Genomic DNA, 17,157 nt, shown 5'->3' on the forward strand with positions numbered 1-17,157 from the left:
CTCAATAACCGTAGGCACGAAGCCGGGCGAGCGATGGGCGCGCTGCCGGCGTTCCGTTCAAGGTCAGTTTTATGCGGCCGCCATTGGGCGCGAAGAAACCGGCCAGCGCATGGGTGGGTTCGTTCCAGCCTCCGCCAAGGGCGCGCACCTTCTCCTGGGCGGCCTCCTGCCAGTTGCCGTCGCCGGCATCGACGGAGAGCGTGACATTCGCCCCTGCCGGCAGAAGCCTGTCGAACAGGGCGCGGAAGCCGATATCCCCGTCGATGGCGAAGCGTCTGGTGATGTAGTCGGCCTGGATCTGGATCTGGCCGCCGACGATCGTCGTTCCCGGCCAGAGCACGGGGGACAGATATTGCGTGCCTTTCAGCACCGCCCGAAGCTTGATCGTCTCCGAGACGTATTCGTCGAATTCCAGTGCCTGGCCCGGCGCAAGCGGGATTATCTCGCCATCCGCCCGTTCCAGCTCGTAGCGGAAAACCGTTGCGGCCGATTGCAGCTCCACCGTGCCGCGCACCAGAAGATCGGTGATCGCCTCGACCGGGCCTTCATAGAGAAGAACGGACTTCTCGGCCGGGTCGAAGCGTGCGGCGATGATGTCGATCTTCAGGTCGGTTTTCTGGTGCGGTATCCATTCGGTCCGGTTGGAGCCGGAATAAAGCACGCCGTTGGTGTAGGGCTGGGAGGAAACGAGCTGCTGGGTTTCGGGCACCACTTCGCCGAGCGTCGCCACCTTCAGGGCGTGGTCGTTGTCATCGCTCATGATGACCACGCAGTATTTTTCCGAAGCACTGGTGAAAACCGGAAAGCGCCAGCGCGGCCGCAGGATGTCGCCGGGCTGAGCATCCGTCATGGACACGAACACATCGGCCAGCACCTCGTTGGTCGGATATCCGTTCAATGTCCTGGCAAGCTGGCAATGAAGACCATTGGCCGGATCGCCGACGGCGGCGACTTCGACGTCGAAACCCAGATTGAAGCAATTGAACGGGGGGACGAAGGTCCAGGCGAGCGGGTCGGCATTCATGCCGCCCTCGCGGCCCGATCCATTGCCGGCCGTTTCGCCTCGAACGGTGGTCGCATTGGTAACCCGCGTCACATTGGTCACGTTGATGATGGTGGGCGGCGGTGCGGCGCGCGTCACGAGAACCACCTGCCGCATCGTTTCCACGGTGATTTCACCGGCACCGGCAAAGGACGCCTCCGCAAAACCGCCTGCCATGCCTTTGGCCGAAACAAGCTGGCTGCCGGTTGGCGTGCGCGCCGGGATCGTGAAGGTGCCGCTGATCTGTCCGGCCGCATCGGCCGGGGCTGCGTCTTCCGGGGTTACATCGCGCCCGGCGAAGGTGAGTTTTTCCAGTTCCTCATTGGGAGCAAAGCCCTCGATGATGAAGTCCACCTCGATCTGCCGCAGAAACTCCGCCTCTCGCGTTGACTGGCTGACCTCCTCCGTGATGGTCGAGCGGCCGGGAGACTGTCCGGGTGCGGCGCTGAATTCGCGGGTGACGGGCGACGTCCATTGGGTTTCTGTTTCCGTCCAGAAGTCGGCATTCGGATTGAGTAGCAGCGCGCCCGGCATGGGATTGAAATTGGCGTAAGGGTTGACCTTCATCTGGCCGGTCGCCAGCGGCTGGGACAAAACCACTTCCTCGGTATAGTCGAGGATCTCGAAGCCGCCGACGGTTCGCACGAACTGCTCATAGACCGGCAGTTGCAGAACGCCCTGATTGGTGGCGGCGGACTGAACTTCGCCATCGTCCCGGTAAAAGTCGTTCAGGAAGTTGTCGGTGAAGATCCCGTCGGCCGCTACCGCCGCGCTGTCCGGAACGGAGAGTTCCATTACCGTGCGATTGAGCTGTTCAACGGCCCTTAAAACGAGATCGAAATAGGCGCGGATCTCCTTGTAGGTCGCGACTTTGGTGCCGCTGTTGACGATGGCGGGAGCGCCGTCCCAGGTATTGTGGATCTCGGCAACCTCAAGATGGCCTTGCGGAGGGCGTGGCGGCAATGCGCCTTTTCGTGCCGCCACGCCCTTGATGATCTCGGGTGTGCCGTTGATGTTGAAACAGATCAGATCCTTTCGCGGGATCTTGGAATTGTAGGTGACCAGCGTCGTCTCGCCGGTCACGCCTCCGGAGACCGTGACGGTCGTATTGTCGAACGCATCCGGCGCCACCTGCTCGAAATAGAGATAGGTGACCACATAGGTGCTGCCCGAAGCCGGCTCATCGCCTTCCGGCGCCCAGGAGATTTCGTCGCCGTTCAGGAGATAGGTGGACGGGTCGAAGGTCACCGCGCTCTGGGTGACGCTCTCGATGCGGACGATCGATCCGTTTTGCAGCGTGTCCAGGCCGTTGGGGACAGGCCCACGCGAGACGTTCTCCGAAACCCGCTTCGTGACAACGGCTGTGACGACCGTATCGATGGGAGGCCGGGCCACGGTCAGGATCGCGGTGCCCGATCCGCCGTCGTTGAAGGCGATGGCCTCGGCCGGTACCAGTTCCAGATCGGGATCCTCGGGCTGGAAAATCGTGTAGGCTTCCGTGCGCGTTCTGCGCCAGCCTTCGATATTGGCTTCACCGGCCGCGATGGACAGGATCTGGTTTCCGGTACCGTCCGGGCCGAGGGCCGCGACATCGCAGCCGGAGACGATGTAGGGGCCGCGCGCCCGGTCATAGAGGGCAATCGTTCCCAGAATGCCATCGAGCGCCGGCGGCGGTGTCTGATCGACCACGGTGCCGTCGCGCACCTGGTAGACCTGGATGAACGCGCCATCGCCGCCAAGGTGGAGCAAGGCCCATTCCAGGGTTTCGTTGGTGCGGTAGGCACCGGGTTCGCCTTCCGCATAGCTGCCGGGATAAAGTCCGGCGAGTGAAGGGTCTTCCTCGTGGCCGGCATGAGAGACAACCCGGCGCACGCCCACGATCACGTCGCCGGCGACAGGAACCGCATCGAAGCTTGTCGCCGAAACCGACAGCACATGCCCGTCCACGTAGAGCTGTCCTTCCTGCAGGATGATGCTGGCCGTGACCGGTGCAGCCTCGGGATCGTCCGCATCGATGTCGAAGACGATCTTGATCTCCGCGCCGCTGACCCTGTTGCCGTTCGCGGCCACCAGATTGCCGATCGCCTGGGAGCGCCTGCGGGCAAGTCCCTGCAACTCGTTCAGCTCCGCGCCCTGGATAAACCGGCCTTCAGCGAAGAGCAGGGCGGTGCGTTCGGGAGGCGCGGAGGGAGTGCGGTCGTAAACGGCCGGAAGCCCGGATGTGTGTTCGTGTGCCATTCAAAACCTCATCAGGAACTGGAGATGCTCGCGAATGCTTTCGCCGAAGGAGATGGAGACAGGCTTGGTGGCGAGTTCCATGCCGCCCGTCAGACCGGCCGGATCCAGCCAGAGACGGCCGGGCCGTGCGGGATCGGTGACAGCGGCGTTGAAGAGGACCGAGACGGACGCGGCCTCGCTGCCCGAGCCGTCGCCGAAGTCTGTCCGGGCGAACAGGTAGATGCCGATCGGGTTGTCGAGGCCGGGTGCCAGATGGCCGGATCCGAAGGGATAGCCGGCAAGCCCCTGTTCGACACCGTGACAGACGGCCTTGCGATAGCCGATGGTCGCGTCGGCGGCATCCGCGAAGCGCAGCCAGACCGGCATCTCCTCAAGGCTGGTTGCCAGTGCCACGCGCCGGGCCCGCTCAAGATCGTCCGACCATTTGAACCCTGCCGTCTGCCAGGGAAAATCCATGTCGGCCCATTTCGGGCTGTCGATTTCGGGGATCCAGATGTCGAGCGCCGTCAGATCCGTTTCGCTGAACGTGTGCTCAAAGGACATGCTGCGACCGAAAGACCATTTCGGTCCCGCGCCGTCGATGCGCACACCGCTGTCGTCCGACAGCAAGGCACCGCTGAGACGCGCCCAGCCGGTTTCGGCCGCCGGTACATCGTAGCCATGCACCCCGCGCCGGAAGGTGGACCGCTCCGGAATGCTCAGATTGACGATGCCGGCGAGCTTCCCCAGATCTTCTTTCCGGTCGCGAACCCGGTCCAGATCGATCTGGAATTCCGCCCAGGCGCGCCGGCGGGCGGGCGGGTCGCTCAGCGTTCCCTGATAGCCGAGCATGGCAAGGCCCTGCGCCACGGCCGCGTGCGTGCCCCGGACGCGGGACCAGGGAAGACCGAGCGCCAGAATGTCGGCATAGTTGGCAAGGTAAGGCGACAGGACGGCGAGCCCGTATTCGTCAACCAGAAAGGGCCGCAGATCTGAAGGTTGACGGACATGTTTCCAGCCCTGGATCTGCTCCACGCCCGGAAGAAGGTCGGGCATCAGATCGAGCGCGGCCGCGAGTGCCCGTTGGGCGGGGCTGGAATTGGAGGGAAGAAGCTCGGCGCTCACCGGTCACGGCCTCCGTCAAGAATAGTGACTGCCCCGATTGCGATCGCTTCGTTCGGACCGGCCGGCACGTCCGCGAGCGGTTCCTCGACGCGGACATTGGTGATGCCAGCGATCATCGCGGACTTGGTGATCCAGGCTTTGGTGAGGTCCAGGCCCAGCAATCCGTCTTCACCGTCCCTGGCTGCAACGATCAGGTCCTTCAGGGTTTGGGAAAGCGAAGCGGGCGCATCGGGTGCAAGTGTCACGGTCAGGCTAAGGTCAACGATCTGACGGACGGCGGACGTCACCTCAAAGCGGTCGGAAACCAGCCGGACATCCGGGGCTTCAAGAGCGGTTTTAACGGCCGCCAGCAAAGTGGCGTCGGCATCGCCGCCGATATCGGTGGAAAGCACCGCGATCCTGACGGTCGGATCCCGGCCTTCGGTCCACACACCGAGATCGCGGACGCGCAGATCCGCACCCATGGCGATGCTCTTGAACCGTTCCGCGGTTCCCCCGACTGAGCCGCCGATCGTGGCAAGCTGGATGCGCTGGCGGAGCCTTGCATCCGTTTCGCCGGCAAGGCGCGTCAACCCGTAGAAGCTTGCCAGGTGATTGAGGTCGGCTCCGGTCGAGAACTTCAGGATCTGATTGCGCGCCGCCTCGTTGACATAGGAAACGAACAGCATGGCGTAAAAGGCGGTGAGCTGAATCTGGATCACCACCGGGTCGCTGGCGAGATCCGCGTCCCACAAGATACCGGCTTCAGCCGCTTCCTCGGAAAACCGGGCGGTGAGCCTGGCCAGCCATTCGTCAAAGTCGATCGGCTTCAGGACTTCCGGATCGGGGAGGGCGTCAAGATCGATCATGCCGCCTCCCTGTAAAGCGCCAGCGGCGCCGACACGGCCGCCTCGATATCTGCCTTGTCCTCATAGTTGCCGAACCGGCCTTCCGGGTAATAGGTGCCGGCATGGCGGACACCGAGCCCGCCTTTGCGGGTCAGGCGCACAAGCTGCATGGAATGGATGCGGTATTCCGGTTCATGTTTGTGCGCGGCCGAAATCAGCGCGTCATAAAGACGGAGGGCAATGTCCGGTGTGACGTCTTCCGCCAGCAGGCCAAAGTGGTCGGAGCCGAAATCCAGCGCCATGACGCGGACATCGAGGCGGGTGGTCCAGATGATCTGCAGGCTCTGGGCAACATGCGCCCAGCCGGTCAGCGGCTTGAACGTCTCGAAATGGACGCCGGTTCTGTAGCGCAGGGCTTTCATCAGGTGATCGCCCTCACGGTGTTGGAGCCTTCGATGATCGGCCAGAGGCCTTTTGAGGATCCGGTTTTTACATCGACCCGGTCGCCGACACGGGCGACCCGCTTGCCGTCTTCGCCGCCAAGGTGAACGTCCTGGCTCTCGACCACGACCTTGGCGGATTTCACCAGCGCGTCGTCACCGCGCAGTTCCAGCCGGGTGCCGCCGAAGGTGACGACGACCTCGCTGGCCTTGTCGGAAGGGGAACCATTGTCGTCGTCGAAGCTGCCGGCAACGGCAATGCTTGCCGTGCCGATCGTGCCGGACGGGCTGAAGAGGATCATCTGTTCATTGTCAGCCGGGACGGCGTGAAGTTTCAGGCGGCCGACACCGGGCGCGGCCCATCCGACAGGAGGGGAGAGCAGGGGCTTTCCGTCGCTGTCGGCACCAAGGTCGAGCCGCACAGTGCGCGCTTCCATATCCTGGCTGCCAGGATGCACCTTGCCGCGCAGAACCTGCCGGGCAAGACGGCCTTCGGCCCGCCTCAACAGCCGGCGCAAGGTTCTCAGTTCCTGGGCGGCCAGATCGCTCATGAGCGGTCTTCCTCGATCATGGCGGCGATCTCGGGCGGGATGCCCGCATCGTCCGGGAATTTGAGACCGGGACCGCGCTCCTCGTCCGGGACGGTGAATGCGGGGGTGGCGCCTGCAAGGAAGTCGGGACCGAGGCCGACAAGCTCCTGTGTCCAGGTCACGGCGTAATAGGCGGTTCCCTTCTGGTAGGCGGTCGCGGTGAACATTGGACGGAAGACGGGCGCCGGATCGCTTTCCGGCAGGCCGATATTCGCCAGGCCCCAGTCCGCCAGATCGGGATCGTTGAGGATGGCGAGCAGCCGGGTTCCGATCGCATGGGCGACCCGTTCTCTGGGAAAGCGCCGGCCGCGTTGCCGGTCCGCCAGATCCTCCACCACGACATAGGCGGCGAATTCGACCGGCAGGCAATAGTGACCGGCGGTCTGGCGCATGGCGCGGATCTGTGTCCAGCCGAGCGCGATGCCGGGTGATTTCACAAGGTCCCGGCTGACCACGTCGTAGATGTCCAGCTTTCCGGGATGGGATCTGACGGCAACGCCCTGGAGCTGTTCTTCCAGCACGGATGAAATCGCCAGGGCCGCCAGGGAAACCGGATCGGCTTCGATGAGGTTGAGAATATGGACGGGCTCGATCACTTCAGACCTCCAAGGCCAAGGAAGTCGGTGACGAGATCCTCGATCTCCGCCTCGTTCCCGGTCGAAAGGCCGACAAATGGTCGGGCGGGAATGGTGACGCGCTTGGCGAAGACGGGTTGACCGCCGATCTGGAAGGCCAGGGCCTTGGCGTCCTTGGGTTCGATCACCGCGCCATATTGATGGACATGTGCGAACTCCCAGGCAGCGCCCCATTCGGCGTCCGTTGCGGAGGATCTCGAAGCGACACTGTCGAGCAGGTTGCGGCCGGTCTGGCGCAAGATGCTGGTGCCTTCATGATTGTCCGCCCAGGGCGTTCCGTCCGGAGCGGTCTTTTCGCTTTCGATCCGCCGGCGGGTCTGGCTTTCGCCAAGAGCGGCGATCGCATCCATCATTGAAGCGGGTTCAAATTCGAGAAGCGGCCGCAAACGAACCAGGGCCTCCTCCAGATCGGAGCTGTCGAGCTGGATTGAAACGCTCATTAAAGCCCCCGTAAACGGTTCCGGGTGAAGACGCGATCCGGGACGTCGATCAGAACCTCGTTCGGAGAAGTGAGATCTTCGTCGTCACCGGAAGAGGGGCCGCCACCGGACGTTTCGAACGACAGGCCGCCCTTGCCCTGGGCGATGGCTTCCAGGCGCTTGATCGCGGCGTCGTAGCGTTCCTTTATCTGGTCGTTGGAGCGCGAAAAGGACAACGCGATCCGGTAAAGGCCGATATCGATGGCGTAGACCTTGAGGATGTCCAGACTGTCGGCGTCGAGGCGCTCAAGATCGCCGCTGCCATAACGCGCTTTGAGAATGGCGCGGATCTCGGTACTGGCGTCGCCAAGCGCCGAGGCCACCCGGCCGGCATCGAGCGAGCCGTCCGTCTCATCGCCGGCAAGCAGGATGAGTTCGTCGGGAAAGCGGTTCTCGATATCGGACTGGGAGGCGTAGGCGGGCATGGCGTCCTCGAAACTGTGATCAGTCGAAGGAACCGGCGACGGCCTGGTTGCGCTTCAACTGGTCGAACTCTGTCTGGGTCAGGGTGATCTCGTCACCCGAGGCGGCTTCCAGCCGGAAAACATGTCGATGGTGAAGTCGTCGCGTGGGGTTTTTCTACTCATCGAGCCAGCCCTCCCGCCTGACCAGCTCGACGATTTCCCTGCGGTGAAGCTTGAAGACGACCATGCGGCCGGCCCTTGGGAGTTTGCTGAGGTTGTCGCAGGCGGATCGCAGCACGCGGTCGGTGGCGGTTTCCGGGTCGCGGCCATCGAGTATCAGCAAGGCGTCTGCGATGGTCCTGGCTTTGGGGAGTTCGCCCAGGATGAGGTCCAGGACCTTCGCCTGGACTTCGGCGTCGATGTCAGCAAGGGCTTTCAGGTCAGATTGTTTTTCGGCGAAGGGCGTACCCTTCAGGCGTTCGCGGGTTTCCGGGGAAAGGCCATTGAAGATGGCGACCGCTATTTGAATAGAACGAGGTGTGAGCCCGGTTGTTTCTGCGGCATTCTGGCAGAACGAAAAAACTTCGTTCTGCCTCTTTTGGCCACCGGTGTGCTGATTTCCGCGTTTGCCGCCGTTCTTGGTTTCGGGGTGCAAAACCTCATAGATGCGCTTCAATTCGCTCAGGGCTTCGCAGCGTTCCAGCGCGTTGAAGTCCTTGCGTCCAAGGTTCTCCAGAATTTCGTGCAGGCGGAGTTCATCCGCTGCCTGCTCGACCGATGGCTCCAGAACCCGGACCTCGATCTCACGCCACTTGGCACGCTTAGCTGCTTCCAGCCGATGGGCTCCGGCAACCAGGGTAAAGCGTTTGCCACTCGTAACGACGTCGATGGGTGTTTTCTGGCCGGTTTCCAAAAACATTCCGGCAAGGCACTCGGCCCAGTCCGGATCCACGTCCCGAAGCCGTCCGTCGGGAATATCGATCAGGGAAACCTTGATGGAGGAATACGCGCTCAAATCGAACCTCTGAATTCTTGAAAAAAAGACCGGGCGGCCTGAACTCTGCGTTTCAGCAGCTCGGTGGCCGTCTGGGCCGCCCGGCAAGTTGAGGGAGGAGTGGCAAGTCTTGATTGGCTTCGTGGCTCTGCCGGAGCGCTCTCGCATCCCGGACAAGGGCCAGGGCATCAGGCTGCCTTCTTGTCCGTTGCCGCGTTGCCTTTCTGGCTGGCGCCGTAGTTGTCGTATTTGCTAGAAAGGATTCGGGCGGTCCTGATGGGGTACCTGTCCGGGAACAGCTCTTCTTTCGGCGTTTCGAGGAACTCGGCTATCGTTTCCTCCGCGATCGAAACACGGCGTTTCCAGACATGTGAGAAAGTGCCGGGCGTCCGGCCCTTCGACTCGGCGAGTTTCTTAAGGGTCATGTGCTGGCGGTGCAGTTCGGCGATTATGCTTTGCTGGTCCCATCCGCCATTGGGGACCTCTTTAGGCTTTGCCATCGGGGGCCTCGCTGGAGAACGGCTTGTTGCCGCAAGCCGTTTTCTTTGGTGTTGGTGTGTAACAACTCGGTTCAATGTGTTGTGCCGATAAAATAGGGATAAAGACGAATTCGATTTTTGTAAATACGAAAACGTCTTTATGTGGAAAATTATTGGCTAGACCTGAAAACAAGCCAAAAACTCAGCTGGCAATTCGATTGCGCGAGGTAAGGCGTGTTCTTGGTGACCCTGAACGGTCAACTCTTGTGGAATCGCTGGGCGTTAGTGTCGGAGCAATCGCCCGTTACGAACGAGGTGAGGCAGAGCCGACAGCTGCTGTGATAGCTAGATACAAGTCGGAGTTTGGGATTAATACTGATTGGCTTGTATCAGGGGAGGGGGAGATGTACGTCGATCCCACGAAGGCTCCGATGAGTACAGGACTTCGAGCAATCAACGAAGTTGTCTTCACTGAGGTCGGTAGCCTGGTTGCCAAGGTTCATACCGAAGAAGGCATAACGCTTCCGCTCAAAGCGCTCCTGAAAGAACAATCCAGCGCCTACAACACCCTGATTGGCAGAGCGGAAGATCCCGGCGACACCGACGAATTGCTAAGCCTGTTGTCCTGGCTGGAAGCCCGCCTCCGAAAATCCCTCAAGGCCGCAGCAAGCGAACCCGGCACCGGGAAACAGCAGGCCTGATGCTTGTAATCTCCGGTATGGTAGCGCCTATTTTACATCTTCAGGTTAATTTACTATTGTCAAAAATTGCAATGAGATAAATTGCAATCACATTGCCCGGTGAAGGAACAGGTTCAGTCAGGCCCAAGAAACTCGAGGGTGTTGAGAAAATCGGCAGGTCAAATGCCGAATTCAGCTTTAAGGGTAGCCAGATCTGCTAAAAACTGATCGCGCATCTGCTTTGTATAAATCCGTGTGACATTGCCCTCGTTTTGCCTCTGAACAATCTTGCGCATGTCATTCATTCGCGCCTTCCAGGTCAGCCCGTCCGTGACGAACAGAAGATTTGTGTCTGGGCGCTTTGTTTCGATGATTGCGTCAAGGTCGCCGATAATGTCGCTCATTTTTGAGCCGGTTGCTCCATATCCCTTGCATTCGATCAGAATGTGCGGATGGTCTCTCCCGGGTATTGCAAAATCGCACTTTGCAGGTCCACGTGGGCCTGTAAAAGAGCAGCGGGCCTCATAGTTGTCTTCAAAAACTTCTCTGACAATCTCCTCCGCCCAATCCTCAAGTTCGCGGCCGCGTCGCAAGCCTGTTACAGCACTCCCGCGTCCTGAACGAAGTCTTTCCTTGAGTATGTCGCTCCAAATGGGCTTTGCATTTACCGTTGCGGTCATGGCGTCCCGCAGGCCCAATTCTTCTAAGGTATTCAGGTATGTTTCGCGATCTTTATTATAGCGGTTAATTCCTGTCCCTCCGGGGCCGAGCCGATCTTTTAGTTCGACTTCTAGCTTGTCCTTTGAATAGCCGAGAAAAAGTCCTACACAGAAGCGCGAAACCACGAATTCCGGTCCAGACTTTGCTTCAATTAAGGACGCAATGTCCTCTCGTGTGTATTCACTTTTTATTTCGACAGTGCTGATGCGGTCCATGATGGATTGTGCAACATCATCCATCCAATCCACGTCGAGAGGAGACAGGCTTTCTATGATATCGTCGAATTCCTGGATAATTCTGCGCATTATTGGCCAACAATCAGGTATTCTTCCACGGAAGATCTCTTCACGCTACTGTGCGTGCCGAAATGATACTTGTGTGCCTTTCTAAAAACGCGCACATCACGTTTAGTTTTCTCCATCAAAGATACGAGTTGGTCGAGGTCAGGAAAGCCATTTGAGCTATAGGACAAAACTATTTTTTGTTTCGAGAACCGTCGAAACATTTGATCGAAAGCATCGATAGCTTTGGACCGATAACTAAATGGAGTGAATTTCTTCGGAATTTTCCTTACCTTTGTTGAATAGTCGATATCCAACCCCTGCCAATAGCAGGATAGTCCCTCTAGAAAATGGTAGCGCTTCACGTAGCAATTGTCGTCTGAACGAGGCACGTAGGGAGGGTCAAGATAAACCAAATCAACTCCCCTTGTGCCGATTTTGAAGACGTCCTCGCGTCCCGAACGGTTTTGACGATTGTTCGAAAAAACCGCTTCGTTATAGGCTTCAATTTGCTCGTAAAAATGTTCCTCGATGGAAAGGCGAAGGTCTCGACGCCCATCGTCATACCTGCTCAGATCACCTGAAATCGTAAAAACCCCGCGGGGTTGACGCTTCACGCAGGATCGCATTAAGGCCGCAGTGGCGAGCGCTTGTTGATGAGGATTGTTCAGTTGGCGAAGGTTGCAGGATACCCGGTCGAGAAAGCGAAGGTCTTCAGGGTTGAAGAAGATTCCCGAGAAATTTTCCTCAATGAAATGGTGCGTATTAGAAGGCCTTGCGAGCAGGCGGCGAAGGGCTGGGCCGTCCAACGTCTGACAGTTGTTCTCGATTAGCGCCTTGCCAATTGTTGCGGAAAGGTTGAGAAAATCACTCGTGATTGTTCTGCGCCCCATCGCTTTGAGCAGATAGGCAACCGAGTTGCTGCCGGCAAATGGGTCTAGAGCAGTTTCAAAGTCGAGCGCGTCGACAACGCCGTGGATCCAATCTAACAAACGTCGTTTTGAGCCCATGTATCGAAGCTCTGGAAATCGCTTTACACGAGCGAGCGCGGTCGGCGTTTCTGAGCCTGGCGAAATTGCCGGCTGCAATTCGTCAACTTTGATCGGACGCAGTTTCATAGAGTATCAATTTTCTGTTGTTTTAGCTTGCAAGGCGCAGTTCCACCTTACACAAATCTATAGCTGATTCGGCCACAAAAAAATTCCATCAAACTGGCCTTGCGAACGAACTGCTCAGCCAGTCTTCAAGCCGGATTCGCATAATGTGTCATATGGAATGATCTGAAAAACACTGTTGTTGCCGTTCGTTTCAATTGCGGCAAAGGTCTGCTCCGAGCCCATTGTGACAGATGCTGCAATCGATATGAATGACTGCATTGGAAGTATGGACGTCCACTTGATCGGCGAAAGCAGCCTTGCAACTAGTATAATTTGCTCAAACCTGCCGTTTTGCTACCCGAAATCATTAACAGAATGTCGACAAGGCCGCAGCTGTGCTTGTGCACCCAGAGACGCAGGAAAGGGTGCACAAAATTCCATTTTTTTGGGTTTCTCGCTATGAAGAAACTTCCAGGGCAATCATCAAAAAAATGGTCCAAAAATTCTTTGGATTTGAGGCTTCTCTGCTACGAAGCTCCAATCACAGAACAGCTTATAGATCATTTCTTTAATGGCGGCCGCATCAAGATTTGGCACAGCACCTGCAGTTTCCTGACAAATCCGATTTAGCCCCGCCTTGGCCGCTCTACGTTGTGCCCCACCCGCATCTACAACCAGCTCTTCTGCAGTCGGTTGGGGTAGCCTCAGATAAGCGGTATTTGTATGCACTCTTAACTCACGTTCTGCATCCGCATGATGGGCAGACAAATATTGAATTATCCCGACTTCTGGTGTCCAAGGTAGATACTTCAGTTGACGGTCGCAGTTCGCGAATAATCGTTGGGTGGCGAGATTATTGCTGTCGATCGCTTGCTGCAGCGTTTCCGTCTTCGCGTCCAGGTCCAGTAAAGCGAGAACTTCAGTCCGTTCGGGGACAAGGCCGCCTCCGTTTGCGATCATGTTCAGCACATTGTTAATCCCGCCGATCTCAACGAAATGTACCGTAGGCGCGTACGCTGCCTTAACTCCCAACCTCTCTGAGACAAAGATTTGCCACAGAATTTCAGAAATTCTACGTGCAGCTTTATCTTCTACATATACCAGATAATCAGGTGCCCGCTCTTCGCCATAACCCAGTTGACCTAAAGCATATGTCGGGAAGCAATTCTTGATTACCTTCGTCTCATTTTCTTCTTTAACTAAAAAATTCAGGTATTTTCTTCCAAAGTATTTAATTAGAGAGGCCGAATGCGTTGAGATAATTGTTGTTAAGTTCTTTTTTTCTGAAATTTCTCTAAGGTATTCGACAAACTTGATCTGCGCCATCGGATGCAGGGCCATTTCGAGCTCGTCAATCAAGATCAAGGAATTGTTCGGGCAATTATGTAAAGAGAGCATTAGCTTCAAAACACATAGCTCCCCCAATCCAAAGTTCTTTTCCGTATGGTACTTAACAGGCACACTTGTCCCAAGACGCATTAGATACGCTTGATTACCGGCCCCTCGCGTCAGATTAACCACTTTCAATTGATTAAATTTATTTGTCTGAAAGACTCGATTTAGAGAAGAAATCAAGTCTGCGGTGGCAGGACGGACCCGTGCTGGTACAAAATCTTGAGCACTAGGCGTGATCCTATCAGCGACAGCACCAGCGTAAATCACGTTAGGAAACCCGAAGTCTTGGATCAATGCGGCACCACTTCGTGGCCTTGGGGTCCAGCGTTCGCTTCGGTAACCGTAAACAACTGACCGACCGTTTATTGAGTACTCAATTGTTGCGTTGCTGTAGTTATCTAATTGCTCCGATTGAACAGACGTCGCGAAGTGAACAGGGAAAGCGTTCCGATAGCCGATCCGCCTCAAACACGCCAATAGTGTCGTTTTACCGCAACCGTTTGCACCAGAAAGAAGATGAAGGCCTGGCCCCGGAATCGTATACTTAAAACTGCCAATGCCCTTCAAATTTTGTATCTTAATGTAACCTGGCATGTGTGAACCATCCCCGAAAGTTGTGTTATCCCTTTATTCCACTTCCGCGCGGCAATAGGAAGCCTTCCGCATGTTCCGAGGGGGAATCGAGACTGTTGGAGGCATAGGAAGGAGCTTCCGGCCAAGCAGAGCCGCGATGCCGCGATATAATTCGGAGAACCGACAGGCGGAAAAGCAAACTAGTGTTTTTTGGGAACGCGATTTGTATTGCCGGGCTATCCGTTCCACAGAGAGCGGTCATTAGGGGGACATCCGAGGAACGACGGTTTCGTCCCGCATAGTTGCCAGTCCCGAGAAGAAGGTCGACAGTCGGCTTTGGAGCATCTTGACCAGTGACGGCGGTTGTTGGCTATCCGCCATTCGGCATCTGCGCCCCGGAAAGGCCACGAGCCCGGCATGCGGCCGTCAGGGGCAGGATTCGCATAACGTAGAATATGAAAAGTTCAAAAAACACGGTTGCTGCCGTTCGTTTTAACTGCGGCAAAGCTCTGGTTTGAGCCCATTTTCACCTATGCTGCACTCGGTTTAAATGTCCGTTTTCAGTAGGGACCAGGTTGCCTAAGTCAATTGTGGTTTGAAGTGCGCAGCGCCCAGTCTGCAAAAACTCTTGCCTTTGCTCTTAGGTCCGAATGCGCCACCAGATAGTATGCCAAAGGTGCATTATCTTCAGCGAATAGCTCTTCTAGCACCCCTAGGTCTAAATCGGTTTGCACCAAAGCGCGCGATTGTAGAGACAACCCATGTCCTGCCCGGGCCGCTGCAATCACCAGCGAGTTGGTCGGATAGTGCCGGTTCACGTCAGCGTCGAAGTTGAGGCCATGCCTTTCAGCCCAATCGCGATGTTCTTGTCGCGTGGTTTCAAACAGCCAAGAATATGTTTTCAAGTCGTTCAGATCAGTTCGAGCGGCGATGTCGACCAAGCCCGGTTTTGCCACGACAACGTATTCAGCTGAAGCAATTGGTGTCGCCCCAAGCCCAGGCCAGTCGCCCAGTCCATACCGGATCGCCAGGTCAAAGGTATCTTTACGTGGATCCGCCAAACTAAGGCTCGGCGCGAGGTTGACCTCAATTTCCGGATGTTCTCTCCAAAACCTTTCCAGTTTGGGCATCAACCAGATCTCAGCAAATGCAGGGGGCAAGGCGATGGTGACAGGACGGTCCTCTTCCGTTCGCATGAGGTTGGTCACGCCATGGGAGAGAGTCTGAAAGCTGTCTGACGTGATCGCCGCAAGCTGTTCACCATTTTCAGTCAGCGCAATTCCTTTGCCACTGCGTTCGGCCAAGTCTTTTCCGAACCATTGCTCAAGACCACGCACATGTTGGCGCACCGCCGCTTCTGTGACGTTGAGTTCACTCGCTGCCGCGGTGAAATTCTTTCTGCGAGCAACAGCGTCGAAGGCGCGCAATGCGTGCAGAGAGGGAATTTTCTTCCAATCCATATCGTAGCTCAACTTCGGTATTGTAACTCATTATAATTTGATTTTCACAAACGCATCAAGGAAACAAAAGAAAATTTAATCAAACAGATGAGGTCTAAATGGATATCGAAGTCTGGCTTACTTTCATTGCCGCCACGACCGCACTTTTAGCCGTGCCCGGGCCGGTGGTCATGCTGCTGCTCGGCTATGCAGTCAGTGGCGGTAGGTCGGTTGCCGCCGCCGCGATCCCCGGTGTTGTTCTGGGCGATATGGTTGCGATGACCCTTTCGCTTCTGGGTGTAGGGGCGATTTTGCAGACCTCCGCAACCTTGTTTCTTGTGCTGAAACTTGCAGGCGCGGCCTATCTGATTTGTTTGGGTCTGAAAATTTGGATCAGCGAGGCCGCATCCACATCAGGAGAGCGCTCCGACGATACCCCATCGCGAACCCGCATTATGCGCGATGCGTTCCTGGTGACGGCCCTGAACCCAAAAGACATCATGTTCTTCGTTGCTTTCCTTCCACAGTTCATAGACCCGACCCAACCGGTTCTGCCCCAGATTTTGCTTCTGGAACTGACCTTCGCGGGGCTTGTGGTTTTCTCGACCACAGCCTGGGTCCTTTTGGCGGATCGGGTAGTGCGTCGATTGAGAAACCCGAAAACGCAGCGTCTGGTTTCACGTTGTGGCGCCGGCTGGCTTGTAGCCGCAGGTGTCGTGACTGCCGCAACCCAATAGCTTCATAGGAGATGAGCCAATGACGACATTTGAAATCCCAACCATCGAGAGCAAGCGACTGATCTTCAGAGAATTCCAAGAAGACCGAGACTTCAGCGCTTACGCAAAATTCTACGCGACCGATCAAACCAGATACTATGGTGGACCGCTCGATCGGTCTTTGGCTTGGCGCGCTGCCGCAGCGATGATGGGTCACTGGGTCATCCGAGGTTTTGGCACCTGGGCCGTTGAGGAAAAGGTGACGGGTGATTTTTGTGGAATGATTGGGCTCTGGCATCCAGATGGTTGGCCCGAGCGCGAGATTACGTGGAGCATCGTGCCAGAAAAACAGGGCAAAGGTTTCGCATACGAAGGTGCTGTCCGGGCGCGTCAATACGCCTACGAAACCCTCGGTTGGGATGCCGTCTTTAGCTGCATTCTGGACGGTAATGCCGCGTCGATTGGCCTTGCAGAAAAACTGGGAGCCAAGTTGGTGTGCAAAGAAGAACGCCCAAACCGGGGTACTTTTCTGATCTATCGGCACACAGCCGGTGAAACCTGAGATCACCAAAGATCAAAGTTCAATAAACCGACATTGGTGCAGCCGCAGCGAAATGGCGCTTTGTCCGCATAGTTGCCAGTCCCGAGAAGAAGGTCGACAGTCCGCTTTGGAGAATCTTGACCGGTGACAGCGGTTATTGGCTATCCGCCATTCGGCATCTGCGCCCTGGAAAGGCTACGAGCCCGGCATGCGGCCGTCAGGGGCGAGATTCGCATAACATGCAATATGGAAAGCTTGGTCGAGGGCAGGGCGGAATTCGGCGGCATTTGGCCAACGTTTGAAGCGCTCTGAAACACCCATTCACCGATCTTGAAAGTTGCTACCTTGGCATAAGGCGATTTCAGGGCATTTCCCCCTTCCACCGCAGATATCTGCTGCTTTTCACGAGGTAGCAACTTGTGGCGATAATTCGGAAAAAGTTGCTACCTTGAAATTGCGCGACAATTGACTTCATTGCGCTTT

Annotated in this window: 17 protein-coding genes and 1 pseudogene; 4 read left to right on the forward strand and 14 right to left on the reverse strand. The window is 57.0% G+C overall.

Annotated features, from left to right (window positions below; all coding sequences use genetic code 11):
• Nucleotide 1 precedes the first annotated feature (1 nt).
• The 10 genes from OA90_RS15320 to OA90_RS15365 form a co-directional block, all read right to left on the reverse strand.
• Nucleotides 2–3,280, reverse strand: a complete 3,279-nt coding sequence (locus OA90_RS15320; RefSeq protein WP_068413490.1) for a DUF4815 domain-containing protein — start codon at nucleotides 3,278–3,280, stop codon at nucleotides 2–4.
• Nucleotides 3,281–4,384, reverse strand: a complete 1,104-nt coding sequence (locus OA90_RS15325; RefSeq protein ID WP_068413493.1) for a phage tail protein — start codon at nucleotides 4,382–4,384, stop codon at nucleotides 3,281–3,283.
• Entirely contained in the window at nucleotides 4,381–5,232 is an 852-nt protein-coding gene (locus tag OA90_RS15330) for a baseplate J/gp47 family protein (RefSeq protein ID WP_068413496.1), read from the reverse strand. The genes OA90_RS15325 and OA90_RS15330 overlap by 4 nt, the downstream gene beginning before the upstream one ends.
• Nucleotides 5,229–5,633: a GPW/gp25 family protein gene (locus OA90_RS15335; RefSeq protein ID WP_208986151.1), complete on the reverse strand. Its 405-nt coding sequence runs from the start codon at nucleotides 5,631–5,633 to the stop codon at nucleotides 5,229–5,231. The genes OA90_RS15330 and OA90_RS15335 overlap by 4 nt, the downstream gene beginning before the upstream one ends.
• A complete protein-coding gene (locus tag OA90_RS15340; RefSeq protein WP_068413502.1) occupies nucleotides 5,633–6,202 on the reverse strand; it encodes a phage baseplate protein in 570 nt (189 codons plus the stop codon). The genes OA90_RS15335 and OA90_RS15340 overlap by 1 nt, the downstream gene beginning before the upstream one ends.
• The gene (locus tag OA90_RS15345; protein WP_068413505.1) at nucleotides 6,199–6,837 is read right to left on the reverse strand and encodes a hypothetical protein; all 639 of its coding nucleotides are present in this window, start codon (nucleotides 6,835–6,837) and stop codon (nucleotides 6,199–6,201) included. Before OA90_RS15345 ends, OA90_RS15340 begins: the two co-directional genes overlap by 4 nt.
• The gene (locus OA90_RS15350) at nucleotides 6,834–7,316 is read right to left on the reverse strand and encodes a phage virion morphogenesis protein (RefSeq protein WP_068413508.1); all 483 of its coding nucleotides are present in this window, start codon (nucleotides 7,314–7,316) and stop codon (nucleotides 6,834–6,836) included. The genes OA90_RS15345 and OA90_RS15350 overlap by 4 nt, the downstream gene beginning before the upstream one ends.
• On the reverse strand, nucleotides 7,316–7,780 hold the full coding sequence (locus tag OA90_RS15355) for a DUF1320 domain-containing protein (RefSeq protein ID WP_068413510.1): 465 nt from the start codon (nucleotides 7,778–7,780) through the stop codon (nucleotides 7,316–7,318). Before OA90_RS15355 ends, OA90_RS15350 begins: the two co-directional genes overlap by 1 nt.
• Before the next feature lie 154 nt (nucleotides 7,781–7,934).
• On the reverse strand, nucleotides 7,935–8,774 hold the full coding sequence (locus OA90_RS15360) for a ParB N-terminal domain-containing protein (RefSeq protein WP_068413514.1): 840 nt from the start codon (nucleotides 8,772–8,774) through the stop codon (nucleotides 7,935–7,937).
• Between the two features lie 167 nt (nucleotides 8,775–8,941).
• Complete coding sequence (locus OA90_RS15365) at nucleotides 8,942–9,253, reverse strand: helix-turn-helix domain-containing protein (protein ID WP_068413517.1); 312 nt, start codon at nucleotides 9,251–9,253, stop codon at nucleotides 8,942–8,944.
• 74 nt (nucleotides 9,254–9,327) lie between these two features.
• Here OA90_RS15365 and OA90_RS29520 point away from each other — a divergent pair.
• Nucleotides 9,328–9,606, forward strand: a pseudogene (locus OA90_RS29520) (hypothetical protein); the annotation flags it as partial.
• Between the two features lie 30 nt (nucleotides 9,607–9,636).
• Nucleotides 9,637–9,933: an XRE family transcriptional regulator gene (locus OA90_RS29525; RefSeq protein WP_244274644.1), complete on the forward strand. Its 297-nt coding sequence runs from the start codon at nucleotides 9,637–9,639 to the stop codon at nucleotides 9,931–9,933.
• 158 nt (nucleotides 9,934–10,091) lie between these two features.
• Here OA90_RS29525 and OA90_RS15375 read toward each other — a convergent pair whose 3' ends face one another.
• From OA90_RS15375 to OA90_RS15390, 4 genes are all read right to left on the reverse strand, one after another.
• The gene (locus tag OA90_RS15375) at nucleotides 10,092–10,871 is read right to left on the reverse strand and encodes a DpnII family type II restriction endonuclease (protein ID WP_199823724.1); all 780 of its coding nucleotides are present in this window, start codon (nucleotides 10,869–10,871) and stop codon (nucleotides 10,092–10,094) included.
• A gap of 65 nt (nucleotides 10,872–10,936) precedes the next feature.
• Nucleotides 10,937–12,031, reverse strand: a complete 1,095-nt coding sequence (locus OA90_RS15380; protein ID WP_199823725.1) for a DNA adenine methylase — start codon at nucleotides 12,029–12,031, stop codon at nucleotides 10,937–10,939.
• Between the two features lie 462 nt (nucleotides 12,032–12,493).
• A complete protein-coding gene (locus OA90_RS15385; RefSeq protein ID WP_068413526.1) occupies nucleotides 12,494–13,999 on the reverse strand; it encodes an AAA family ATPase in 1,506 nt (501 codons plus the stop codon).
• 563 nt (nucleotides 14,000–14,562) lie between these two features.
• Nucleotides 14,563–15,438 carry a LysR substrate-binding domain-containing protein gene (locus OA90_RS15390; protein ID WP_068413671.1) on the reverse strand — a complete coding sequence of 292 codons (876 nt, stop codon included), beginning with the start codon at nucleotides 15,436–15,438 and terminating at the stop codon, nucleotides 14,563–14,565.
• A gap of 98 nt (nucleotides 15,439–15,536) precedes the next feature.
• On the opposite strand from OA90_RS15390, the gene OA90_RS15395 reads away from it, so the two are divergent.
• Nucleotides 15,537–16,154: a LysE family translocator gene (locus OA90_RS15395; protein WP_068413529.1), complete on the forward strand. Its 618-nt coding sequence runs from the start codon at nucleotides 15,537–15,539 to the stop codon at nucleotides 16,152–16,154.
• Between the two features lie 19 nt (nucleotides 16,155–16,173).
• A complete protein-coding gene (locus tag OA90_RS15400; protein ID WP_068413532.1) occupies nucleotides 16,174–16,695 on the forward strand; it encodes a GNAT family N-acetyltransferase in 522 nt (173 codons plus the stop codon).
• Nucleotides 16,696–17,157 lie beyond the last annotated feature (462 nt).

The organism is Labrenzia sp. OB1, assembly GCF_001624695.1.
GTDB lineage: Bacteria > Pseudomonadota > Alphaproteobacteria > Rhizobiales > Stappiaceae > Roseibium.

Bases quoted from the DNA above. Each gene is read 5' to 3' on its own strand.
- OA90_RS15320 (WP_068413490.1), bottom strand. From the start codon at position 3,280: ATGGCACACGAACACACATCCGGGCTTCCGGCCGTTTACGACCGCACT.
- OA90_RS15330 (WP_068413496.1), bottom strand. From the start codon at position 5,232: ATGATCGATCTTGACGCCCTCCCCGATCCGGAAGTCCTGAAGCCGATC.
- OA90_RS15335 (WP_208986151.1), bottom strand. From the start codon at position 5,633: ATGAAAGCCCTGCGCTACAGAACCGGCGTCCATTTCGAGACGTTCAAG.
- OA90_RS15340 (WP_068413502.1), bottom strand. From the start codon at position 6,202: ATGAGCGATCTGGCCGCCCAGGAACTGAGAACCTTGCGCCGGCTGTTG.
- OA90_RS15350 (WP_068413508.1), bottom strand. From the start codon at position 7,316: ATGAGCGTTTCAATCCAGCTCGACAGCTCCGATCTGGAGGAGGCCCTG.
- OA90_RS15355 (WP_068413510.1), bottom strand. From the start codon at position 7,780: ATGCCCGCCTACGCCTCCCAGTCCGATATCGAGAACCGCTTTCCCGAC.
- OA90_RS15365 (WP_068413517.1), bottom strand. From the start codon at position 9,253: ATGGCAAAGCCTAAAGAGGTCCCCAATGGCGGATGGGACCAGCAAAGC.
- OA90_RS29525 (WP_244274644.1), top strand. From the start codon at position 9,637: ATGTACGTCGATCCCACGAAGGCTCCGATGAGTACAGGACTTCGAGCA.
- OA90_RS15375 (WP_199823724.1), bottom strand. From the start codon at position 10,871: ATGGATGATGTTGCACAATCCATCATGGACCGCATCAGCACTGTCGAA.
- OA90_RS15380 (WP_199823725.1), bottom strand. From the start codon at position 12,031: ATGAAACTGCGTCCGATCAAAGTTGACGAATTGCAGCCGGCAATTTCG.
- OA90_RS15385 (WP_068413526.1), bottom strand. From the start codon at position 13,999: ATGCCAGGTTACATTAAGATACAAAATTTGAAGGGCATTGGCAGTTTT.
- OA90_RS15390 (WP_068413671.1), bottom strand. From the start codon at position 15,438: ATGGATTGGAAGAAAATTCCCTCTCTGCACGCATTGCGCGCCTTCGAC.
- OA90_RS15395 (WP_068413529.1), top strand. From the start codon at position 15,537: ATGGATATCGAAGTCTGGCTTACTTTCATTGCCGCCACGACCGCACTT.
- OA90_RS15400 (WP_068413532.1), top strand. From the start codon at position 16,174: ATGACGACATTTGAAATCCCAACCATCGAGAGCAAGCGACTGATCTTC.